Source organism: Solwaraspora sp. WMMA2059 (assembly GCF_027497315.1).
GTDB lineage: Bacteria > Actinomycetota > Actinomycetes > Mycobacteriales > Micromonosporaceae > Micromonospora_E.
The window spans coordinates 5,658,749-5,680,661 of sequence record NZ_CP114908.1 but is presented as its reverse complement, the minus strand read 5'-3'; the positions used below and the strand labels follow the sequence as shown (position 1 = coordinate 5,680,661).

19 protein-coding genes and 1 tRNA gene are annotated in these 21,913 nt (G+C 69.5%); 7 read left to right on the top strand and 13 right to left on the bottom strand.

Going from position 1 to position 21,913, the window contains the following annotated elements; all coding sequences use genetic code 11:
• Positions 1 to 108: 108 nt before the first annotated feature.
• The 3 genes from O7553_RS26095 to O7553_RS26085 all read left to right on the top strand — a co-directional run bounded on the left by O7553_RS26095 (position 109) and on the right by O7553_RS26085 (position 4,658).
• The gene (locus O7553_RS26095) at positions 109 to 2,850 is read left to right on the top strand and encodes an RHS repeat-associated core domain-containing protein (protein WP_281552230.1); all 2,742 of its coding nucleotides are present in this window, start codon (positions 109 to 111) and stop codon (positions 2,848 to 2,850) included.
• A gap of 107 nt (positions 2,851 to 2,957) precedes the next feature.
• Positions 2,958 to 3,311, top strand: a complete 354-nt coding sequence (locus O7553_RS26090; protein WP_281552229.1) for a hypothetical protein — start codon at positions 2,958 to 2,960, stop codon at positions 3,309 to 3,311.
• Positions 3,312 to 3,674: 363 nt separating this feature from the next.
• Positions 3,675 to 4,658: a HEAT repeat domain-containing protein gene (locus tag O7553_RS26085; protein ID WP_281552228.1), complete on the top strand. Its 984-nt coding sequence runs from the start codon at positions 3,675 to 3,677 to the stop codon at positions 4,656 to 4,658.
• Between the two features lie 75 nt (positions 4,659 to 4,733).
• Here the strand turns inward: O7553_RS26085 and O7553_RS26080 are convergent, their stop codons facing one another.
• Positions 4,734 to 4,922 (bottom strand): hypothetical protein, encoded by a 189-nt coding sequence (locus tag O7553_RS26080; protein ID WP_281552227.1) that lies wholly within the window; start codon positions 4,920 to 4,922, stop codon positions 4,734 to 4,736.
• Between O7553_RS26080 and O7553_RS26075 the strand changes: the two genes are divergently transcribed.
• A complete protein-coding gene (locus O7553_RS26075; protein WP_281552226.1) occupies positions 4,921 to 5,388 on the top strand; it encodes a hypothetical protein in 468 nt (155 codons plus the stop codon). The genes O7553_RS26080 and O7553_RS26075 overlap by 2 nt on opposite strands.
• A gap of 971 nt (positions 5,389 to 6,359) precedes the next feature.
• Positions 6,360 to 6,620 carry a hypothetical protein gene (locus O7553_RS26070; protein WP_281552225.1) on the top strand — a complete coding sequence of 87 codons (261 nt, stop codon included), beginning with the start codon at positions 6,360 to 6,362 and terminating at the stop codon, positions 6,618 to 6,620.
• Positions 6,621 to 7,022: 402 nt separating this feature from the next.
• On the opposite strand, the gene O7553_RS26065 is transcribed toward O7553_RS26070, so the two are convergent.
• From O7553_RS26065 to O7553_RS26045, 5 genes are all read right to left on the bottom strand, one after another.
• Positions 7,023 to 7,098, bottom strand: a tRNA-Lys gene (locus O7553_RS26065).
• A gap of 257 nt (positions 7,099 to 7,355) precedes the next feature.
• Positions 7,356 to 8,144: a site-specific integrase gene (locus O7553_RS26060; RefSeq protein WP_281552224.1), complete on the bottom strand. Its 789-nt coding sequence runs from the start codon at positions 8,142 to 8,144 to the stop codon at positions 7,356 to 7,358.
• 76 nt (positions 8,145 to 8,220) lie between these two features.
• On the bottom strand, positions 8,221 to 9,678 hold the full coding sequence (locus O7553_RS26055; RefSeq protein WP_281552223.1) for an IS256 family transposase: 1,458 nt from the start codon (positions 9,676 to 9,678) through the stop codon (positions 8,221 to 8,223).
• A gap of 135 nt (positions 9,679 to 9,813) precedes the next feature.
• Complete coding sequence (locus O7553_RS26050) at positions 9,814 to 13,260, bottom strand: discoidin domain-containing protein (protein WP_281552222.1); 3,447 nt, start codon at positions 13,258 to 13,260, stop codon at positions 9,814 to 9,816.
• Between the two features lie 365 nt (positions 13,261 to 13,625).
• Positions 13,626 to 13,949, bottom strand: a complete 324-nt coding sequence (locus O7553_RS26045) for a transcriptional regulator (RefSeq protein WP_281552221.1) — start codon at positions 13,947 to 13,949, stop codon at positions 13,626 to 13,628.
• A 184-nt stretch (positions 13,950 to 14,133) separates the two neighbouring features.
• On the opposite strand from O7553_RS26045, the gene O7553_RS26040 reads away from it, so the two are divergent.
• Entirely contained in the window at positions 14,134 to 14,487 is a 354-nt protein-coding gene (locus tag O7553_RS26040; RefSeq protein WP_281552220.1) for a helix-turn-helix domain-containing protein, read from the top strand.
• 57 nt (positions 14,488 to 14,544) lie between these two features.
• Here O7553_RS26040 and O7553_RS26035 read toward each other — a convergent pair whose 3' ends face one another.
• Both O7553_RS26035 and O7553_RS26030 read right to left on the bottom strand, forming a co-directional pair.
• On the bottom strand, positions 14,545 to 15,351 hold the full coding sequence (locus O7553_RS26035; protein ID WP_281552219.1) for an SAM-dependent methyltransferase: 807 nt from the start codon (positions 15,349 to 15,351) through the stop codon (positions 14,545 to 14,547).
• A 106-nt stretch (positions 15,352 to 15,457) separates the two neighbouring features.
• Positions 15,458 to 16,045: a DeoR/GlpR family DNA-binding transcription regulator gene (locus tag O7553_RS26030; RefSeq protein ID WP_281552218.1), complete on the bottom strand. Its 588-nt coding sequence runs from the start codon at positions 16,043 to 16,045 to the stop codon at positions 15,458 to 15,460.
• Between the two features lie 165 nt (positions 16,046 to 16,210).
• Between O7553_RS26030 and O7553_RS26025 the strand changes: the two genes are divergently transcribed.
• A complete protein-coding gene (locus tag O7553_RS26025) occupies positions 16,211 to 16,342 on the top strand; it encodes a hypothetical protein (RefSeq protein ID WP_281552217.1) in 132 nt (43 codons plus the stop codon).
• A 21-nt stretch (positions 16,343 to 16,363) separates the two neighbouring features.
• Here the strand turns inward: O7553_RS26025 and O7553_RS26020 are convergent, their stop codons facing one another.
• Genes O7553_RS26020 through O7553_RS26000 form a run of 5 tightly spaced genes read right to left on the bottom strand, consistent with a single transcriptional unit; the run spans position 16,364 to position 21,903 of the window.
• Complete coding sequence (locus tag O7553_RS26020) at positions 16,364 to 16,975, bottom strand: GNAT family N-acetyltransferase (protein WP_281552216.1); 612 nt, start codon at positions 16,973 to 16,975, stop codon at positions 16,364 to 16,366.
• Complete coding sequence (locus tag O7553_RS26015; RefSeq protein ID WP_281552215.1) at positions 16,972 to 18,555, bottom strand: ATP-binding cassette domain-containing protein; 1,584 nt, start codon at positions 18,553 to 18,555, stop codon at positions 16,972 to 16,974. Before O7553_RS26015 ends, O7553_RS26020 begins: the two co-directional genes overlap by 4 nt.
• Positions 18,552 to 19,397, bottom strand: a complete 846-nt coding sequence (locus O7553_RS26010) for an ABC transporter permease subunit (protein ID WP_281552214.1) — start codon at positions 19,395 to 19,397, stop codon at positions 18,552 to 18,554. Before O7553_RS26010 ends, O7553_RS26015 begins: the two co-directional genes overlap by 4 nt.
• Positions 19,394 to 20,344, bottom strand: a complete 951-nt coding sequence (locus O7553_RS26005) for an ABC transporter permease (RefSeq protein WP_281552213.1) — start codon at positions 20,342 to 20,344, stop codon at positions 19,394 to 19,396. The genes O7553_RS26010 and O7553_RS26005 overlap by 4 nt, the downstream gene beginning before the upstream one ends.
• Positions 20,341 to 21,903, bottom strand: a complete 1,563-nt coding sequence (locus tag O7553_RS26000; RefSeq protein WP_281552212.1) for an ABC transporter substrate-binding protein — start codon at positions 21,901 to 21,903, stop codon at positions 20,341 to 20,343. Before O7553_RS26000 ends, O7553_RS26005 begins: the two co-directional genes overlap by 4 nt.
• Positions 21,904 to 21,913 lie beyond the last annotated feature (10 nt).

Genomic DNA, 21,913 nt, shown 5'->3' with positions numbered 1-21,913 from the left:
CCCTCGACAGCTTCAAGGAACGGCCTGGAGGTCTCCCGGACCACCACCGTCCACAACGGCGACCGCACCACCGTCATCCCACCCGAGGGCGGCACCGTCAGAACCACCGTGACCGACCCCCTCGGACGCACCAGCCAGCTCCTGGAATACAGCACCCCACCCACCCTCAACACGCCCGCCGACACCTTCAGCGGCGTGTTCACCGTCACCGGCGGCACCCCGGTCACCTCCACCTACGGCTACGACGGCCACGGCAACCAACACCGCGTCACCGACACCGACGGCAACATGTGGACGTCGACCTACAACCTGCTCGGGCAGGTCACCGCCAGGACCGACCCCGACGCCGGCACCACCACCGGCATGACCTACGACGGCAACGGCAACCTGCTCCAGTCCACCGACTCCCGGGGCAGGACCACCTCACACACCTACGACGCGCTCAACCGCAAGACCGGCAGGTACGCCGCCACCATCGCCTCCCAGACACCGGCCAACCAACTCGCGTCCTGGGTGTACGACAACGCCAACAACGCCATCCCCAACATGCGGTACCCGATCGGGCAACTCACCACCACCACCGCCTACTGGGACGGCAACCCGTACACGACGCAGCAACGCGGGTTCAACGTGTTCGGCAAGCCGATCGGCCAGACCGTCACCATCCCCACCGCCGAAGGCCTCCTCGCCGGCGCCTACACCTTCGCCTACGTCTACACGACCACCACCGGCCTGCTGGGCCGCAGCGTGTACCCCGGCCGAGGCGGCCTGCCCGCCGAAACCGTCAACCACTTCTACACCGGCGGCTTCGACCTCCCCAGCGTCGTCGGCGGTCTCGCCGGCTACGCCGACGGCACCTCCTACGACGCCTGGGCACGAACCAACCAGGTCACCATCGGCACCTCACCCAACTGGGCCTACATCACCAACAGCTACGACGACCACACCGGCCGCCTCACCCAACAACTCGTCACCCGCGCCGCGGCCACACCCGCCGAAATCGACCGGCAGCACTACCAGTACGACCCGTACGGCAACGTCACCCGACAGACCTCCACCCGGCTCGCCTCGACAAGCACCTCAGAAACCCAGTGCTTCGAGTACGACGACCTGCAGCGCCTCACCCAGGCATGGACCGCCACCGACGACTGCGCCGCCACCCCCACCCCCACCAGCCGCAGCACCGTCGGCAGCAACCTCGGCCCGTCCAGCGCCTACTGGACCAGCTGGCAGTTCGACCTGATCGGCAACCGGACCGAACAAACCCGCTACTCGACCAGCGGCGGCTCCGACACCACCACCACCTACACCCGCGACGGCAACGGCGCCGGACAACCACACACCCTCACCGGCACCACCACAACCGGAGCCACCACCACCAGCCACGCCTATGGCTACGACGACGCCGGCAACATGACCAGCCGCGACGCGGGCGGCGGCAACCAGACCCTGACCTGGAACGACGCCGGACAACTCGCCGCAATCGACGGCAGCACCACCGGCGACAGCATCTTCCTCTACGACGCCGACGGCAACCTGCTCCTCCAAAAGGACCCCGGCGCCACCACCCTCTACCTCCCCGGCCAGCAACACACCCTCAACACCACCACCCAGGCCGTCACCGGCGCCCGCTACTACGCACTCCCCGGCGGAACCGTCTGCATCCGCACCGGTACCGGCACCAACTACACCTTCGCCATCACCGACCGCCAAGGAACACCCACCCTCTACCTCGACAACACCGCCCAGACCCCGACCTGGCGCCAGTACACGCCCTACGGCGCACCACGAGGCGCTACCACCACCCCACCCGACAACCGCGGCTTCCTCGGCAAAACCGAAAACACCACCACCGGCCTCACCCGCCTCGGCGCACGCGACTACGACCCCACCACCGGCCAGTTCATCAGCGTCGACCCCATCCAGGACATGGGCGACCCCCAACAATGGAACGGCTACTCCTACGCCAACAACAACCCCATCACCATGAGTGACCCCGACGGCCTCAGGCCCCTCGCCACCAATACCGTCCAGGAGGATGACGCGGGCGGCGGTGGAAAACACGAGACCACCGACCAGAAGGGGAGTTGCTCGAGCATCAAGTCGTGTGAACGTGGGCACGACCGCACTTCAAGTTGGGGAAATACGCCGCTCGCTCCGAAGTGGAACGCCAACTGGGCGACGGCCCTCAAACGACTCTTCCCGTCGCGCTGCTCGGGCGGCTCCGATAATCGCAGCGGATGTGGGGGTCCGGCCGCCTGGATGGTCGACGCTGTGCGATACGGAGCGGAAGCGGGTGTCGATCCGAGGCTTGTTCTGTCCGTGCTTATGGCAGAGGTTGGAAACTCTGAGAACTGGGACCCGCTCGACAGGAGGTTGCAGTTGCTCTCCGTTGCGGCCGATAAGCTCGGGGTCTACGGTCCGATCAAGAATATCGTCGGGTGGGTAACTGGGTTTAAGAAGGGTGAAGGATACAATCCTCCATCAATCGGATGGGGTAACATTCAGGAAGGTACTTTCAATGAAGTTAAGGGAAACCATCCGGAGGCGCTGGGTTCCGTTGACTGGACTGACCTCATTGCCGACCCATCGCTCTCGATCAAGGTGACCGCCTACGCCCTTGCCGACTACCAAGCGCTGGCGGAGAAGAACGCTCCGGATGGCATGCGGGCCATCTGGACGCCACAACAAGTTGCCGCAGGTATATATAATATCGGACCGGATAACTATAATGCGGCTCGCAGTAGAGGGAGGTTCGGCCCCAGGGGTTCTACCTATACCGCAACAATAGGTCGCTATATGCAGGCCTCGGACCAGCTGATTTGTGAGTCAGGTGTATTCAGTTGCTGACCCCGAGACGATTAATGGCTTTCTTGTTGCCTCCGCTGCTGGTTCTCGGAGTTGCTACCTGTGGGGCGTCAACCAACGAGTCTATCGAATACCGGCGGATGATTTCCGTGGCCGGTTTCGAGCTGACTCGTGAAGCATACGCGGATAGTGCTACTGGAGTGTATGTCGGTCCGGCAGCAGTCGCCATTATTGATGCGGTGTCCGGTCCTGGGTTGGTCCTGTCGGTCAGTCCGGATGACCAGTCGTTTGGATCCTTCAAATACATAGCCGACGGCCGAGGGCATGCGGATGACACGGGTGACTGCTCGGTGTGGCTGCACCGGATGGACCCACCCACCGTGGAGTATGCCGGCGGTGACCGGTTGACATCCGAACAGCGTGCGGGTGTGTTGGACGGTTCCCTGGCCGTTCTCAGGGTCGGCGTTCTCTGTGATGCACAAGCCGACCGTTGGGACGCGTGACCTCGCAAATATCGATAAATGCCGATCAACCGTGGCTGCGGTGGAGTGGTTCGTTCAAACGGTGGTAAGTCGTGGTTCGGTGGGTGGTGAGTGTGTATGCCTGAGCGGATAGCGGCGTTGCGGCGAATGGACTGGGCCTCGCTTGAGGACGCCCATGGTGCGGCCGAAGATCTTCCTGAGCTTTTGCACGGGTTGTGGTCGGGTGATGCGGTGGTCCGTCGTGGGGCGTATCGGGCGTTGGCGGGTCGTCTGGTGCATCAGGGTTCGCGGTACGAGGCAAGTGCCGTCGCCGCGAAGTTTCTGATCGATGTTGTAGCGGATCCTTCGGCGCCTGACCGGTTCGCCGCCTGCCAGGTGCTGCGGATGATCGCGATCGGCGACGAGAGTTACTGGTTGACCGAGTCGCCGGACATTGCCGCTGTTCGGCGTGAGGTGGACCGCCAGGCTGCCATGACGCTGGCGGAGTTGGAACATGAGCAGTCGATGTGGGTGGCCGCAGCTGTCGACGGCGAGGAGCGGCGGGCGCGGGAGTCGACCGTCCGCTACCGGGATGTGGAGGCCGATCGGTGCGCGGCACGGTGGGACCTGGAGGCGTACGACGCGGTCCGTTCGGGTGTCGCGGTGTATGTGGCGGCGTTGCGGTCGCCCGAGCCTGCGGTGCGGTTGCACGCCGCGCATCTGTTGGCCTGGTTCCCTGAGGAGCGCGACCTGATAGTTCCCGCGTTGACGCGCGTGATCGCCGGGGATTCGGACCCGGTGGTGGCGGCGACGGCCTGCGTAGCCGCCGGTCTGTGCGGTGCCACCCAGGCCGACACCGGATTGGTCGAGGCGCTGTCGCGTCGGCGGGCCGGCCCAAACCGCGCGGAGCGGTGGTCGGCGGTGCTGGGGGTGGCCCGGCTGACCGCCCGGCCGCCGCGAGCGCTCGTCGAGGAGTTGTACGCCTGCCTGCTGGACGCGACCGAACCGGTGCCGGACTGGCCGTTTCTGGCTGGGGGTATGTCAGGGCTGGCGGCGCTGACCCTGGCGCGCCTGGACTCTGACAGCGCTACGGATCGGGTCGAGATCCTGGCGCGGCGGCTGGCCGACACGGTGCCCGGCACTGACCGGTTCACACTGGTGGGCGCGTTGCTGGACGCGGCCTTCCCAGAACACGACGCCACGGGGCGGGGCCGCGACGCCGGGGCGACGGGACCAGGCCGGATCGTCGATGCCCAGCAGGCGGCGGTTCGCGCGTTGGTGGACAGCGTGGTCTGGGAAGACGGGCCGATGGTGGCGATGCTGCTCGGCCGGTACGGTCTGCCGTCCGCGCCGGCGTCGCTGCGGGGCTGGCTGGCCGGGGGCCGGTAGCGCTTCGGAAGTTGTCGCCGGCGCGGCGGATCTGGCCTTCGACGGTGTACCTGCCGAGAATGACATCCGGGCAGGTCAGGCGGCATGCTCGTACTCGTGGAGGATGCCACCGAGGCGGTCGCGTCGGTGGATGTTCAGGTGGGCGGGCCGGTCGGGGTCGGTGATTGGTTCGAGTAGCGGGGCGAGTGGTCGGGCGTTGGCGATGCCCTCGGGGTTGGGCAGCCTGTCCCGGGCCGCGCGGATGATCTCGGGGTTGACGACCATGGGCCGGACCCACTGGTCGGCGGCCTGCGCCTTCGTCGCCCACGCCCCCGACGGGCGTCTCACCACCAAACTCGGCGCATTCGAACCGGTCGGCGGGGTACAGGTCCGGGTCTACGACGACGTGCCAGGCGCGGTCGAGGCGTACAACCAGGACGCCGCCCGCTACGTCGACCTGTGGAAGGACACCACACCCGGCACCACCACCGCCGACCTCACCGGCTGGTGGGAAGACAGCGGCCTATCATTCGAAACCGTCCAGGACCTGGACGCGAACAGCACCACCGCCGGCGGTGGCCTCGGAGCCACCCAGATCGACATCACTCACCTCGTCCGCGACGAGAACCTGATCGTGATGGCATACGTGCAAGCGCTGACACCGACCGCAGAGACGGACACGGCGCTCGCACTCCTGCACGACCTCACCGACACGCTGACCGACGAGACAGCCAGACGCCTCGGCCGCTAGCCAGACGCGCCAACCCACCAGACCCACGAGGTACAAGGTTGGAACCACCACCATCGCCTGCCGGGGCCGCAGGCCAGCGACCGAGCCGCACCACGGCCACGAGGTCGCGACCACGTCACCGGTGTCGGGCATCCCGAGCGGCCGTTCGTCGACTGACCCGACCGCGGCCGCCCGCACGGCAACGGCGACCGGTACGCCGTCGACGTGACACTCCCACCCCTTCCCGGAAACAACCACGTTCGACATCTACGGGGGACTGGACAGGGAAGCAACCCGATCACACCCGGATCACCACCATGGACGCAGCCCAGGTCGCGGATGAGTTCACGACAGCAGGAAGACGACGGCCCGTACTTGCGGGACCCCTGGAGTGGCCATCCGCGCTCGACAGGACCCAGGCAGAAGACCGATGCCGGCGGCCCCAGCCCGACGCGCCGCCACCGCGATCGCGCCCACCAGCGCCCGCCGGCCACACGGCCCGACCGACCGATATAGGGGAAGGAGGACCTTTGGCCGCGGTGATGGTGGACTACCACGGCCACCGCGAGCCGTTGCCCGACCCGGGCCGCGCCGCCGAGTTTGTTCGCCGGCCAGGCTGAGTCGATCATGGCCCACGGTGGAACCGGCCAGACCATCTGGATCGGCCCCGTGGACGGGCCAGCTCAGCTGCGGATCGACGTCGACACGCGCGTCAACCGGGCCGCAGTGTGCTGGCTCCCGGACGGCACGCGGGGCATCGAGCGCGAACCCGGCGGCCCGATCACGGTTGTCGAATCGCCCGACTCCGGCCTGGTCACCGTACCCGCCGTCCTGGCCCGGGTCAGTGTCGCCGCCGCCGGCCGCGCCGTCGCCGAGTACACCGCCACGGGCCGCCGGCCCACCTGCCTCACCCGGCGGTCAGAGCACCAACGACCCGGGGTGATGCCGGGCAGGGGTCGGGGCGGCGCGATCGACTCTTGCGGGAGATCGACATGGAGATGGTGCCGCGCCGCCCGACCGCAGCATATCGGCAGGCCGCGTCGAGCACCTCGGGCTCACGGCCGTTCGGGTCCACCAGCCCCGCCCGGTGCGCGGGATTGTGGGCGGTCAGGCCCAGGCCGCACGCCGACGGCCGACCCGTCGCGTACCTGGGTGGGGCGTTCTTCACCACGTGGCGGTTCTTCACCACGGCCGTCGATGGCATCTCTGACCCGAACGCCGCGCCGATCGTCGACGCGCAGGTCGCCAACTGACTCCGCACCCAGCGGCTGGCGTCTCTCCGCGTGAACAAGACGCCCGACGACGAGCGGTACCTGGAGCTGCTGAAGGACCGGGCCAGCGGACAAGGCGCGCGCCAGCGGTGCGGCCGTGATGTCGCCGACCACGACCAACCGCAGCCGGAAGTTGACGAACTTCTACATGAAGCCGCCCGGAACGGCCGGGTTGCACCCGGCGGCGAGCATGGCCACCCGGCCGGCCTTCCCCCGCTCTGCGTACCACACCCTGCAGTCCGGCTGCAGCCGTCGACGCCGACCGTGGTCGTGGGCGTCTTGGGTGTTCGCTGGGTGCTCCCCGCATAGCGGGTCATATCCGGCAAATCTGGCCAGATAAAGGGTGGGCCAATCATCGATTGATTGCTATTTTCCCAGGTCATGTGGTGGGCCGCCTGGGACTCGAACCCAGAACCTAAGGATTAAAAGTCCTCAGCTCTGCCGATTGAGCTAACGGCCCGTCAAGGGCCAACCCTACTCCGCCTGGCCGCGGCTTCTGCATCCGCCCGTCTGCTGCCCGGGTCTGGGGCTGTCGCGGCTGACCGGGGGTGACGCGTCGGGCGATCTGGTGTCCTCAGCCGCGGGTTGGGGTCGTCCGGGGGTTGGTGTGGTCGGAGGCTGGGAGGTGGTGTCGGCGGTTCGGGTCGGTCAGGCGGCCTGTGTGCGTCGGCGGCGGGGAACCAGCGCGGCGGCGGCCTCCGCCTTGTCCCGCTCGACCTAAAGTTCGACGATGACGGAGGTGTAGATGTTGCTGGTGATGGTGATGGTGATGGTGATGGTGATGGTGATGGTGGAGTGGCCGAGGAGTTCCTTGACGTCGGTGAGGTCGGCGCCGGAGGCTTTCAGGTAGGTGGCGGCGCAGTGTCGTAGGTCGTGCAGCCGGACCGGGGGCAGTCCGGCGTCGCGGACGAGGCTGTCGAAGCGTTTGCTGACGGTGTCCGGGTGCCACTTCTCGCCGTCGGGTTGGACGAAGAACCATCCGGTGTCCGGCCAGCTGCCGCCGCTGGCCAACTTCCAGCGGGCGCGGCGGGCGAGGTAGGCGCGCCACGCGGCGGCGGTGAAGCTGTCGAGGGCGAAGGTGCGGTTACCCGCCTCGGACTTGACTTTCTTGTCGACCGCTTCGTAGCCGACGGTGGTGCGTTGCAGGTCGACGGTGACGAGGGCGGCGTCCAGGTCGACGGTGCTGTCCCGCAGGCCGAGTGCCTCACCGCGACGCATGCCTCGGTGCATGATGCCTACGAACACCGGGTAGAGGGCGATGTCGTGGTCCTGGGCGTAGTCGAGGAAGGCTCCGGCCTGTTGCGGGGTCCACACCATGACCGGGCTGGGCTTCTGTCCGGTCTCGCGCCACCGTGCGACGGCTCTGTCCGTCCACACCCGGGGTTTGGGCTGCTTCGCCGGTGTGAGTTCGACGTGCTTGGCCGGGTTGAAGTCGATGAGCCGGTTGTTGGACCGGGCCATCGCGTCGTTGAGTGCCTTGCGCAGGGTGGCGCGGATGCGTTGCATGGTGGACGGGCCGGTGGTGCGTACCGCCGGAGGACAAGCCTGTCCGATTGTCTGTGTAACGCCCTATTCTGTATAACTATCGGGCATCGATGGGGATACGGCCGGGGAAGAAGATGTCCAGGGAGTTGAGGGCCTGCTTCCAGCCGTGGACGCCGGCGCCTTCGACGAGTCGTCCGGGGGCCTGGCGGGCCTGGTTGCGGGGCTTGCCGGCCTCGGCGGCCCGTTGCCGGGCGCGTTTGTCCTCGATATCGGCGATGGCCAGCCAGGTCAGCCTGACCACGGCGTCGTCGGTCGGGAAGTGCCCACGGTTCTTGATCACCTTGCGGATCTGGTAGTTGAACGACTCGATCGCGTTGGTGGTGTAGATGATCCGGCGGACCTCGGGCGGGAACGCCAGGAACGGAGTGAACCGGTCCCACGCCCGCTCCCAGACGGCGACCGCAGCCGGGTAGCGTTTCCCGAGCGGGCTGTCGGCGAAGCCGAGCAGCGCCGTCTCGGCGGCCTCGACCGTGGGTGCGGTGTAGATCTCCTTCAACGCGGTGACCATCGCCCGCCGGTCTTTGTAGGACACGAACCGCGTCGCCGCCCGGATCAGGTGCACGACACAGGTTTGCACGGTGGTGTGCGGCCACACGGCCTCGATCGCCTCGGGCAGCCCGGTCACCCCGTCGCAGCAGGCGATGAGCACATCCCGCACCCCGCGGTTACGCAACTCGGTGCACACCTGCATCCAGAATCTGGCGCCTTCGGTCTGCTGCACCCAGATCCCGAGGACGTGCTTGACCCCGTCCACACCCACACCGACCACGAGGTAGCAGGCCTTGTTGCGCACCTGCCCGCCGTCGCGGACCTTCCCCATCAACGCGTCCACGTAGACGATCGGGTACACCTCGTCCAGGGGCCGGTGCTGCCACGCCTTCACCTCATCCAGAACTTCGTCGGTGATGGTGGAGATGGTGTCCGGGCCGACCTCGGTGCCGTACACCCGGTGCAGGTGATGGGAGATGTCGCGCACCGTCATCCCACCGGCGTACAGGGAGATGACCACATCGGAGAGCCCGCCCAGGCGGCGGGCGTTCTTCGGCAGCGGCACCGGGGTGAACGTGCCCGCCCGGTCCCTCGGCATCCGCACCTCGATCGGCCCGACCTCGGTCCGCACCGTCTTCGCCGTGTGCCCGTTACGCGAGTTTCCCGAACCCTTGCCGCCCGGATCGTGCGCCCGGTAGCCCAGATGCTCGGTCAACTCCGCCCGCAACCCCCGCTCCAGGACGACCCTGACCAGCTCCGACAGGAACCCACCCGGCCCCGTCAACCGCAGCCCGTCGCCCTTGACCTGCGCCAACACCGCATCCATCGCCTGCTCGTCGACCAGGTCCGCGACCGCCTTCCGCGCGGCCTGCTTCGCCGCCTGCTCATCGAGCACCAGGGCGGACAGGGGCAACCTCGGTACGTCCGCGGCGGCCTGTTCCCGCAACCCACCCCACTCGTCGGCCGGGAGGTCCTGCCTCTGCGGGTTGATCATCGACATCGTCATCACACTTGTCCTATCTGTGCCGACCGGCTCCTACCGGCCATAACGGATATTCATCTCAATCCGTTACACAGATCTCTCTACAAGCCCCAAACAAATTGGCCTATTCCGAACAGAAGAAGCATGAAGCCCACGGCGTCAACGTACCTCCAATTCGTACAACGAGTACCCGTAGGTGCCCGACCTGGAGGTGCCGTACATGCGCACATAGCGGGCAACGAGCGACGGCACATCGACGACCAGGCTGCCGCCTGTCCCGTTGCTGGTGCTGAACACCGTCGTCCAGTTCACCCCGTCGCGGGACAACTCCACACGGTAGGCCGACGCGTGAGCGGACTCCCAGGATAGGCGTACCTCGGTAACGACCCAGTTCTCACCGAGATCAACTTTGATCCACTGCGGGTCCTGCCACGCGCTGCTCCACCGGGTGCTCCCGTCGCCGTCGACGGCGAGCTTCGCCGCCCAGTTCGTGCCCTCGATGCTGGATGCGGTTGCCGAGGCGCCGAGGGCCAGATTGCGACCGCCCGAGTTCGTCCGCCCGCTGACCGGCGTGGCCGGGGCGGTCGTCCGGACCGGGGCCGGTGCCGGGGCGGTCGTCCGGACCGGAGCCGGCGGGCCGGCGGTCGTCGGACCCGGTGCCGGTTCTGTCCGGCTGACTGCAACCGTCGACGACGCGATGGCCGGGGTCGACCCGACCGGGGTGATCGGCGGGGTAGCCGATCCGACGCTGTCGGCCCCGGGCGTGGCCGCCAGTGTCGGTGCCAGTGCGGTCGTCACCTGCAGATTCGGCGGGGGTGGCTCGGCCACCGCATCGTCGGCGTCCAGGAGCTGCGTCACAGCACCGCTGGCTAGCGCCACGATCGCGACGAATGCCGCCGCCACGAGACCAGCCCGCACATTCCGCCGGGTGTGCAGTGTGGCCGGCTGCTCGGCGGGTGCCGAAACCCGGAGCGGTACCGTGGGAGCGGACAGCGCCGGCACTGGCACAGGGATCAAGGCCGGGGGCCGGTCGGTGACCGGCTTCTGCCGCGCCGGGCCCGGGGTCACCAGCGCCTCGGGCTTCCCGGCGTCACACTCGGTGATAGCCGCCGCCGGCCCGGACTCGACTTCGTCTGGTTCCCCAGCCTCGACTTCCGCCGGGGCCACCCCGGCGGGGATCACCTCAGCTGTCGGATGAGCCGACTGCTCGGTGACGTCGTCAGCCTCAGAGTCGGCAAGACCGGCGTCATCTGCTCGCTGGTGGATACGGTTGACGAGCGGACCGCCGGATGCCGGACCGGCTCGGTCGCCCGGCGCCTCGACAGGGGCCCATGCCTGTTCGCCGCCCGCGGCGGGCCGAGAGACCGGTGCCGGCCGTTCGAGCAGGGCGCGCGCGACCGGCGGATCCGCAGGCACCGCACGATCTGGTAGGCCGCGCAGGGCGACTGCGTACCGGATGCCGGCCGTGACGTCCGGATGCTCGGCCTGAGGTAGGTCGGCGTACGCCCGCGCCGGATCACTGCGGTGCGCCGCTGGCGAGCGGGATCGCGTATGCCACAGGCCTGCGGTGTCTCCGCCTGAATGGTCGTGGAGCCGGTCAGCAGGCACCATGACCTCGGCACCGAGGTAGTTGGCGAGCAACTGAAGGTTCACCTGGTCGATCTGCTCGACGTCCAGCCTGATCCGGACGCCACTGTGCGCCCATCCCGGCCGTTGCGTCGCGACCGCGGTGGCTACGAACCACACTCCGGCCGGGATGTCGAACAATCGGAACGGTCGGTCGGCGTCCGGGCCCCGACCGACCACGAGTACCGGGTCGGGCATGGGCGTGGTGGTCGGAGGCATTGCGTCCCGGTGATGCACCTCGCCGGCAGCATCCCGCTTGACTCGTAGGTCCAGCGTCGACCGGATACCGAAGTCCGCCGGTCGGCCCGCCCGAGCCGATTCTCCCAGCGGCACCTCGACCAGTGCCGTCAGGTCGTCGTCCGGGAACGGAAACGCGCCGGTGAGCTGAACCGATCTCGGCTCGTCCCGCCCGATCCGCCGGGGCAGGACTGCTGACCAGTCACCGTTGGGCGGGCCGCCGTTGACCACCGCTGCCTGGAGCTGGTCGGACAGCCGTTGGCAGAACTCGCGTGGCACCGGATCAGCCGACAGCAACAGGATCGGCCGCCCGGCCCATCCATCGTGCGTCGCGACGATCTCGCCGAGCTCGCCCGGTCCTACCTCACCGGCCTGGGTCACCACCTGGTCACCGGCAGCGGAGCCAACCAGTACGGAGAACAGCCGCGGATCGGCCCGCCACCACTCGGGCGGTTCAGTTCCGTCGTTGACGAGCACGATGTCGGGCGCGTCGTTACTCGGTGCGAGGCCCAGCCCCAGGTCTCTCGCCACCTTCACCGGGGAGATGACGACCCGCCGACGAGCCGCGGCAGGCAGCCGGGCCAACAGTTCGTGTATCACCGACCGGACGTCGTCACCTGGCGGGTTGCCGGGCACTCCGACGAAGACTTCCAGTCTGCCCGGATTCCACGGCCGGTCACGCACCACCGGACCGTGTCGGCCGGCGAACGGCGGGCGGACCCACAACCCGCACTGTACGGCCTCGACCACCCATCGCTCGTTCCACCGGTAGATGGTGGTCTCGGCCGGAGCGGATCCAGCAGAGGCCAGGCTGGCGAGCGCCTCGACCGGCCCTATCACCCGAGGCACCCCGGACGGCGGGAAGACAATCTGGCGGACGGGTTGCGGCCAGCAGCGTGCCGGTTCGGCGTCGACAGCGATCGCCACCGTCCGGCCAGCCGTGTCCAGCGTCGGCAGACCGGTAGCCATCGTGACGGTGCCGCGCCAGCGGTCACACAGTGTCCGGGTCAGCTCTCGGCAGACCATCGCTCCGGGGCCGTAGGGCACGACGATCAGGCGGGTACGGAGCTCGACCGGGAGGGCGTCGACCACTGCCGCCACCTCGTCCACATCAGGTGTCGGGTGACCGGGGCGCCCGACCAGCAGGACCGGCCGCTCCACATCGACCGGGATGGCGTAGGCCAGATCGTCCGGTCCCGGTGCGGTCGTATCCGGTCGCTGCGGATAGACCCACAGGCCGGCCGGGATCGCGACCCGGGTCAGACCGTGGCTGCCGCCCGCCGAGAGAGAATCTATGGCGGCCTCCCAGGCGGGCGCCGGGTGCCGCCGCCCGGCGGGAACCGGCGCTGCCCCCGGGCGGAACCGTCGGAACCCTTCGACGGCGAACAGTGCAGCACCGGGAACCAGGAGCAGCCTACCGGCCGGGGCCAGCACCTCGGACCCGAGCTGCTCGGCGACCACCGCCGCCGGGGCCGGGCCCGCCACGCCGACTGCGGCTGAGCCGGCGCCGGCGACAGCCAGCATCGCCGAGGTGCGAGGGGGAACCGCGATCGGGAGCGACTCGGCAACCGCTCGCCAGTCCGCCGGTCCGCTGAGCTGTCCAACGACCGTTACAACGCCGGCGACCGGAGGGATCGACCGGGCCAGTTCCGCGATCGTCCCACCCTCGGCATCGCCGACGATGGCGACCGTGTCGCGGAGCCAGCGGAGCGCCGCCGAACCCGATGCCTGTGTTCGGTCCATCTGCATGTCGTCATCTCTGCTTCCGTCGCCGAACCTTGATCGGCCCGCATCGTCCGTGCCCGCCAGCAGGCTTCATCAACATGACGAACCGACCCTGCCCCGAGGTTCACGACCAAACTGTGATCTTGTCGGGCGGGCCGGTACTGCGAACAGCGATCCCGCCTGGCCTGGCCCCACGTCGATCAGCTCACGGCCGACCGCCGGTCAGACTGCCGACGCGGGGCGAGGGATGACGCCGGCGGGTAGGCTGCGGCCTCACCCGCTTGTCACGCCCCCGTAGAGACCGAGCTGGCCCCGAAACACCTGGTCAACGGCTCGCCGGCTGACTACGCAATCGCGTTGTCACTAGCCGTCAGTTCCAGAAGTCATGTGCATGGATGTCCGTACTCCTCTGCGCGCGTCGTCGACACGTCGGTCGTCCTGAGCCGCAGGTTGGGCTCGTCGGGGCGCTGGTGTGGTCGGAGACCGGGCGGGGGGAGATGCTGGGAGGTGCGCGCGAGCGATGCGATCTCCATCAGCGCTTCGACATGTGCGGCGAAGGCCCGCCGTCCGGTAGGCGTAAGCTGCGCCCACGTCCGTCGGCGACCGTTGAGCGTAGCCCTGCGCAGCCTGAGGTAGCCTGCATCCTCCAACTGTTTGATGTGCTTGGACAGTGCCGAGTCGCTGATCCCGAGTGCCTCTCGCAGCACCTGGAACTCGGCCTCGTTCGAGGGGTCAGCAGAGAACAGATGTGCAGGCGGTGGGGTGCGTGGATGACCGGATCGAGGCGGGGCACGGTCACCACGACGTTGTTGTGGACGCGGGGGTGCAGGCGCTCATGACGGTCGTCCCGTGACCCTTCGCCGAGTCGAGTGGCGCAGAAGCTCGAGCACCGTGAAGAGCACCAGACCCGCGATCGCCCCGGGTGCCGACGGGATCCACCACTGCCGGGACGCTGCCTACGTGACCCGCTCACCGCGCAGGTTCTGGCCGTCCTGCACGAGCGACCCGGTCACGACTGGCCCCCTGGACACCCTCGCCGTGACGGTCAACGTCCCCCGTGCCACCCTTGTGCGGCGCTTCGCCCGCCACGTCGGCGAACCACCACTGACCTACCTCACCCGCTGGCACCTCAACGTGGTCGCCCGCGCGCTACGCGACACCATCGTCCACCGGATGGGCTGTACCTCCGAGTTCGCCTTCAACCGCGCCTTCGCCCGCCTCCACGGCCAACCACCCGGCCGCTAACGCCGACCTGCCGCCACGAACTGTTGACCGCCAGACGACAAGATGAGCTGTGGTGGCTCAGCCGATGCGGCCGACACCGCCGAAAAGGTAGACCTCGGGCTCGTCGGACTCCGGGTCGGGGCGCCAGCGTGAGCACGTGACGACGCCGGGTTCCAGCAGGTCCAACCCGCCGAAGAAGCGTTCGAGCTCGATTTTGGTCCTGGCGCGGATCGGCGTGCCGCCGCGTTCGGTGGTTTCCCGCATCACGCGCAGCATCGGCTCGCCGTGGATCTCCGCCGTGGAGTGGGTGAGCACCAGGTAGCTGCCGGCGGGCATCGCCTGCACCAGTTGTGCGACGGAGCCGTACGCCACATCGTCGTCCATGATGTGGTTGACGACGCCGAGGAGCATGAGCCCGATCGGCTGCGAGAAGTCGAGCGTCCGCCGCGCGGACGCGAGGATCGCGTCCGGCTGCCGCAGATCGGCTTCGACGTAGTCGCAACTGCCTTCCGGCGTGCTGGCCAGCAGCGCACGCGCGTGTGCCATGACGAGCGGGTCGTTGTCGATGTAGACCACCCGGCAGCGCGGGTCCAGGGACTGCGCGACCTCGTGGGTGTTGTCCGCTGTGGGCAGCCCGGTGCCGACGTCGAGGAACTGGCGGATGCCGGCGTCCCCGACGAGGAACCTGACCACCCGCTGGAGGAACGCGCGCTCGGACTTGGCTCCGATGGGGATGTCCGGGATGTGGGCGATGACCTCATCGCCGGCGGCCCGGTCTACCGCGAAGTGATCCTTGCCGCCGAGCCAGTAGTTCCATATCCGCGCCGAGTGCGGAACAGCGGTGTCTAGCTTGGAGCCTGAAGGGAGCTCCCAATCCTCGGTCATGGGGTAATTCTTCCGCAACGGCGGGGTGACGACGCAACTGGGGCGGCGGTTCGACGGCCAGGCCGAGCTCCAGTAGGGCACCCCTGGTGGTGAGTGGAGATCCTGTCTAGCAGACCGCGTTGCGGGCCCCTCTCTGTCGTGGTGGGGCCGGCGGGGTGACGACCTTCACATCGCTCGCGGCCAGCGCCTCCCGTAATTCGGCGGGCGGCAGGGTGTCGGTGATCAGGTAGTCCGCGCTGCTTAGCTCGGAGACCTGGGCGAAGAGTCGGCGGCCGAACTTCGAGGAGTCGGCGAGGATGGCCACCCGGCCGGCGCGCGAGATCATCTCCTGCATCATCGCGGCTTCGGTGAGGTTGCTGGTCGTGCGACTGGCCTCCGCATCGACCGCACCGACGCCGATGTCGCCGATGGCGGTGGGTGGCAGCGCCCCGGGCACCAGCAGATTGGTCGTCGCCACGGTGAGGTCGCGGTGCCGGCCCAGGTTGCGGGCGACCGCCAGGGTCGTCGTCCCGCTGCTGATCATGATGGTCGAGCCGTCCTCAACCAACGCCGCGGCCAGTGCCGCGATCTTCTCCTTCTCCTGCAGGCTGAGCCGCTGGTCGACGGCGCGGTCGGTGCGGGGCGGTGACCGCGACGACAGTCGCGTTCGTCGCGGCGTGTGGTGTGGACGACGGTGCGTCGGACCAGTCGGCAAAGTTCGACCGGATCATCGACGAGTTCACCGCGCAGAACCCGAACATCGAGATCGAGTTGCTGAGCGCGCCGTACGCCTCGGCCAAGCAACAGCTGCTCACCGGCGCCGCCTCGAAGACCCTGCCCGACGCACTCGCCCGCAGCACAGGAGAACCGGTCCTCGGGCATGGTGGTCGGCTACTCGTTCCGGGACAACGTGATCGTCCAGGAGATTCCGGTTCTCGCCGGGTTCGCGAACTACACCAAGGTGCTCACCTACCCGGAATCCCTGGCCGGGCCGCAGCCCCGAGCACGGTGACCTTTGCAGACGGGCTCTCTCCTAGCACGGTGACCGCGACCATCGGCTCCGACCTGCCGAACCCGCTGCCACCGGGACGCGCCGGGTATTGACGGAGATCGGTATCTCGAAGTGCACCACCCGGGAGGCGTGCGGGCTGCCGTCGCGGGGGTCGTGCACCACCTCGGCCACGCTCCGCCAGAACGCCTCCGCCCCGGGGACCCCGGTGTCGGTGTGCAGGTAGACCGCCCGGTAGCCGGGGTGCCCGGCGGCGAACGCGACGGCCCGTCGGACCAGTGCGCGGGCCAGCCCGTTGCGGCGGTGTTCCGGGCGTACGTAGACCCGGAACAGCTGGGCGGTGCTCGCCGCCGGGTAGCGGTCGACCAGCCAGCGGGGATGCGGCGGGCTGTTCGGCGCGGCGGCGCGGACGGCGGTGGTGGCGACCACCTCGTCGCCCTTGACCGCGACGAATAGCGCATGCCGCTCAGGCCGTAGGTAGGTGCCGGCGAGGTCGATGACGTCGGCGTGCCACCGCGGCTGATAGCCGTAGCCGAACACCTGGTAGAAGGTGTCGAGCATGACGCTGCGGGCACCGTCGAGGTGCTGCGGCGTGGCGGTACGGATGTCGTACGGACCGATGTTCTGGTCGTTCACGTGGTGCTCATCTCTCCGGTGCTGGACGTGGTTGCGGGTCGCGACAGATGTCGCGGCAGGTCGGGGTCGCGCGGTCGCGGCAGGTCAGGGTCGAGCAGGGCGCGGGTCAGCGGCTGCCGGCCGGCGCGCAGCACGGTGGCGGCGGGACCGTGTTCCACGACCCGGCCGTGGTCGAGCACGGTGACGTGGTCGGCGAGCCGGTCGACCACGTCCGGGTCGTGCGTGATGACCAGCAGCGCGAGCCGGTGGGTGCGGCACACTTCGTCGAGCAGGTCGAGGATCCGGTCCTGGTTGACGCGGTCGAGACCGGACGTGATCTCGTCGCAGACCAGCAGCCGGGGTCGGGCCACCAGGGCGCGGGCCAGAGCGGCGCGTTGCAGCTCACCGCCGGAGAGCCGGTCGGGACGGCGGGCGGCGAGAGCATCGTCGATCCCGACCTGACGCAGCAGGTCGTGGGCGGTCCGCAGCGCCTCGACGGTCGGTTGGCGGTGCAGCCGTACGGCGGGGCGGGCGACCTGGTCGAGCAGGGCGGCGGACGGCTGGAAACTGGCCCGCGGATCCTGGAAGACGTACTGCACGGTGGTGAGGTCGCCCCGCTGCCGGCGGTCGATCGAGCCGGCGAGCCGGCGGCCGTCGAGTTCGATACTGCCGCCGCTCGGTGAGTGCAGGCCGGCCAGGCAGCGGGCGACGGTGGTCTTGCCGCTGCCGGAGCGGCCGACCAGGGCGAGGCGCTGTCCGGGGCCGATGACCATGTCGATGTCGTGCAGGACGGTGCTGCCGTGGTGCGCTGCGGTGAGCCCGGCGACCCGCAGCAGCTGACCGGCACCGCCCGGCGGGTCAGCGGCGGGGGTCCGCGCTGGCCGAGCTGGGGTGTCAGGAAGGACCGCGTCCGGTAAACCGGAGGCGACGACGGTGCCCCGGTCGAGCATGAGGACGCCATCGGCGACCGCCCGTACCAGGTGCAGGTCGTGGGTGAGCAGGACGACCGCGACGCCGGAGCCGGCGAGACGGCGTAGTTCGGCGGCGACGTCGCGGCGGTTGAGGCTGTCCTGCCCGGTGGTCGGTTCGTCGGCGACCAGGACGCGGGCACCGGCCAGCAGGGCGTGCGCGATGACGAGCCGCTGCTGCTGGCCGCCGGAGAGTTGGTGCGGGTAGCGCCGCAGCAGGTCGCGGTCGTCCGGCAGGCCGACCCGGGCCAGTACCGCCCGGACCGCCTGCCGGGTGGCGGCGCGCCGTGTCCGACGCGACGGCGTCGGGGTGTGCCGGCGGGCGATCTCGCGCAGCACCGGGCCGATCCGGCGTACCGGGGTCAGCGCCGCCGCCGGCTGCTGCGGAGTGTAGCCGACGGTGCCGCCGGCCGGCGGTGTCTCTGGGCTGACCGGGCGACCATGGATCTCGACGTCGCCGGTAAGCCGGACGCCGGGTCCGGCTTCGCCGAGCAGCGCCCGCCCGAGCGTGGTCTTGCCGCTGCCGGACGGGCCGACGACGGCGAGGATGTCGCCGGCCGCCACGGTGAACGACACGTCGCGCAGCAGCCGCTGTCCACCGGCGTCGGCGCACAGCCCGTCGACCCGGATCACTTCGTGACCTCCGGCCGGGTGGCCAGCAGCTGATCGGTGACCAGGTTGACCCCGACGGCGAGCGCGACGAGCAGCGCGGCGGGCACCACCACCGCCCACGGCTGCAGGAAGATCCCGGCGCGGTTGCGGTCGACCATGACGGCCCAGTCGGCGGCGTCCGGGGCGACGCCGATGCCCAGGAAACTGGCGGTGGCGACGAGGTAGACGGCGCCGATGAACCGGATCCCGGCGTCGGCCAGCAGGACCCGGCGGATACCCCGGGCGACGTACCCGACCGCCCGCCGCCACCACGTCTCCCGGTAGAGCCGCATCGCTTCCATCGCGGGTCCGTGGGCCAGCGGCAGGGCCGCGGCGCGGGTGATCCGGGCGATCTCCGGCAGGGCGATGACGGCGACGATTACCACCAGCGTCACCGGCCCCTGGGGTGCGGTGGCGGCGAGCAGGATGAGCAGCAGCAGCGACGGGACGGCGAGGAGCAGGTCCAGCGGGCGCATCAGCACCTCGTCGAGCCAGCGCCGGCGGGTGAGCGCGGCGAACAGACCGACGGGTACGCCGATCAGGTAGGCCAGGGCGGTCGCGGCGGCGGCGACCGCGACGACGGACCGGCCGCCGAGCAGGAGCTGCCCGGTGACGTCCCGGCCGACGAAGTCGGTGCCGAGCAGCCCTGCCTGGTCGAACGGCCGGGTCCGGTCCGCGCCGTTGCCGACCAGGGCCAGATCGACCAGGGCCGGACCGGCGAGAGCGAGCAGCAGCGGTACGGCGAGCAGGACGACCCCGGTGACCAGGCGCGGAACCCGGCCGGTCCGCCGAACCCGGCTGATCATCGGAGCCCGGCCGGTCATCGGGCACCTGCCGCACGCGGGGCGAGCCGGAATGCGACCAGGTCGGCGGCCAGGTTGACGACCACGGTGGTGACCGCCACGATCACGCACAGCCCTTGGACGGTGGGGACGTCCCGGGCGGCGACCGCGTCGACCAGGGCGGTACCCAGACCGGGGATGACGAAGACCGCCTCGACGACGATGACGCCGCCGAGCAGCCAGTCGGTGGTGCGGGCGAGTTGCTGCACGACCGGCGCGGCGGCGGTGGGCAGTGCGTGGGCCAGCCACCGGCGACGGGCACCGAGGCCGAGGCGGCGGGCGTGGGCGACGTACTCGGAGCGCAGCGCGTCGACCATGCCGGCGCGGGTCAGCCGGCTGAGTGAGCAGATCGGTCGGGCCAGCAGCACCAGCAGCGGCAGGACCAGCACGGCCGGCTGGGCGAGCAGGTTGGGGCCGGTGCCGACGGCGGTCGGCGGAAACCAGCCCAGCCGTACGCCGAAAACCGCGACCAGCAGGATGGCCAGGGCGAACTCCGGTACCGCGTAGAGACCGACGGCGACGGCGCTGATGGCGCGGTCGAGCCGGCCGCCTTCGCGCCGGGCGGCGAGCATGCCGAGGCCGATCGCGATCGGGACGAGGACGAGCAGCGTCACGGCGGCCAGCAGTACGGTCGCGGCGGCGCTGCCGACGATCATGTCCAGGACCGGCCGTTGGGAGATCAGCGATTCGCCGAAGTCTCCGTGCAGCAGCCCGGTGAGCCAGTCGAGGTACCGCTGCCACGGTGGCTGGTCAAGGTCGAGCTGTTCGCGGATCAGCGCGATCCGCTCCGGGTCGGGCTGGTCACCGGCGATCACCACCGCCGCGTCGCCGGGCAGCGCCTCGGTGAGCACGAACACGATGGTGGTGATGCCGGCGACCTGCCCGACGCCGAGCAGCAGCCGCCGAACCGTGTAGCGGGTCAGGCTCAAGCCAGCCACACCTTGTCGAACCGGGCCCAGTCGAGGGTGTTGGCGGGGGCCTCGGCGGACACGCCGCCGACCCGGGGCGCGGTGGCGACGAGGAAGTCGGCGAAGCCCCACACCAGCAGCCCGCCCTCGGCGTGCAGCATCCGCTGCATCTCGCCGTACGCCTGCCGCCGGCCCGCTTCGTCGGCGGTGGAGACGGCGGTGGCGTAGAGGTCGTCGAACTCGGGCCGCGTCCACTTGGTGGCGTTCGTCGTCGAGGTGCTCAGCAACCGCTGCGAGATGTGGGTCTCGATCGGCATGGCACCGGAGCGGAAGCAGGCCATCACTCCATTGTCGAGCACCTCTCGCCAGTACGTGTCCTTGTTGCGTTGCACCGGTTCGACGTTCAGCCCGACCGCGCGGGCCTGGTCGGCGAAGACACTGGCCGCCTCGACGAACCCGGCGGCCACCGGCGCGGTGTCCAGCGGGATCCGCAGGCCGCTTGCGCCGGCCCGGTCGATGAGCGCCCGGGCCCGGTCGAGGTCGGGTTCGCGCTGGGGGATGTCGCCGGCGTAGTACTGGTAGCCCTTGCCGAACAGGTCGTTGCCGACCTGCCCGGATCCGGACAGGACCGTCTCGACCAGCTGCTGCCGGTCGGTGAGCAGGAACATCGCCTCCCGTAGGTCACGGTTGTCGAACGGGGGCCGGTCCAGCTTCATGGTGAAGCCCTGCAGGCCGCTGTTGGCCATCCGGGTGATGGCGATCCGGTCGTCGGCGGCGTAGCTGCGGGCCGTGGTGGGGCTGATGTCGTGCGCGTAGTCGACCTGCCCGGCGAGCAGGGCGTTGACCCGCGCCGACTCCTCGTTGGCGATCACGTACTCCAGCTCGTCGAGGTGCGCGGCGCCGTCCCAGTAGTCCGGGTACCGGGCCAGCAGCAGCGACGTGCCGGGGGTGAAGCTGCTGAACGTGAACGGCCCGGAGCCGATCGGCCGGTCGAACGACTCGCTGCCCTCCGGCACGATGTACGCGCCGAATGCGGCGAGCACGTTGCCGAACTCGGCGAACGGACGGGTCAGCGCGAACTCGACCGTACGGTCGTCGACGGCCCGGCTGGCCCGCAGATCGATCAGGGACAGGCTGGCCTTGGCGCGGAACGCCCGGTCCGGGTCGGTGATCCGGGCGTAGCTGGCCAGTACGTCGGCGGCCCGCACCGGCCGGCCGTCGTGGAAGGTCGCCTCCCGCAACGGCACCCGCCAGCGGGTGAGGTCGGCGTTGGGCTCCCAACTCAGCGCGAGCCGGGGCTGGATCGACACGTCCGGGCCGTAGTCGGCGAGCTTGTCGAAGATCGCTTTGGCCCGGGACGCCTCGTTGAACAGGTTCGCCAGGTGCGGGTCGAGGTTCTCGGTGGCGCCGCCACCGGCGAACGCGACCCGCAGCCGGCCGCCCCGCTTCGGGGTGCCACCGCCAGCGGCGGCGTCGGTGCCGGCGGGGGTGTCGGCGCCGCAGCCGGCGAGGAGCGCGGCGGTCAGGGCGGCACCGCCGCCGAGCAATGTTCGGCGGCGTAGTCGGGCAACAGTCGACATGTCAGTTCTT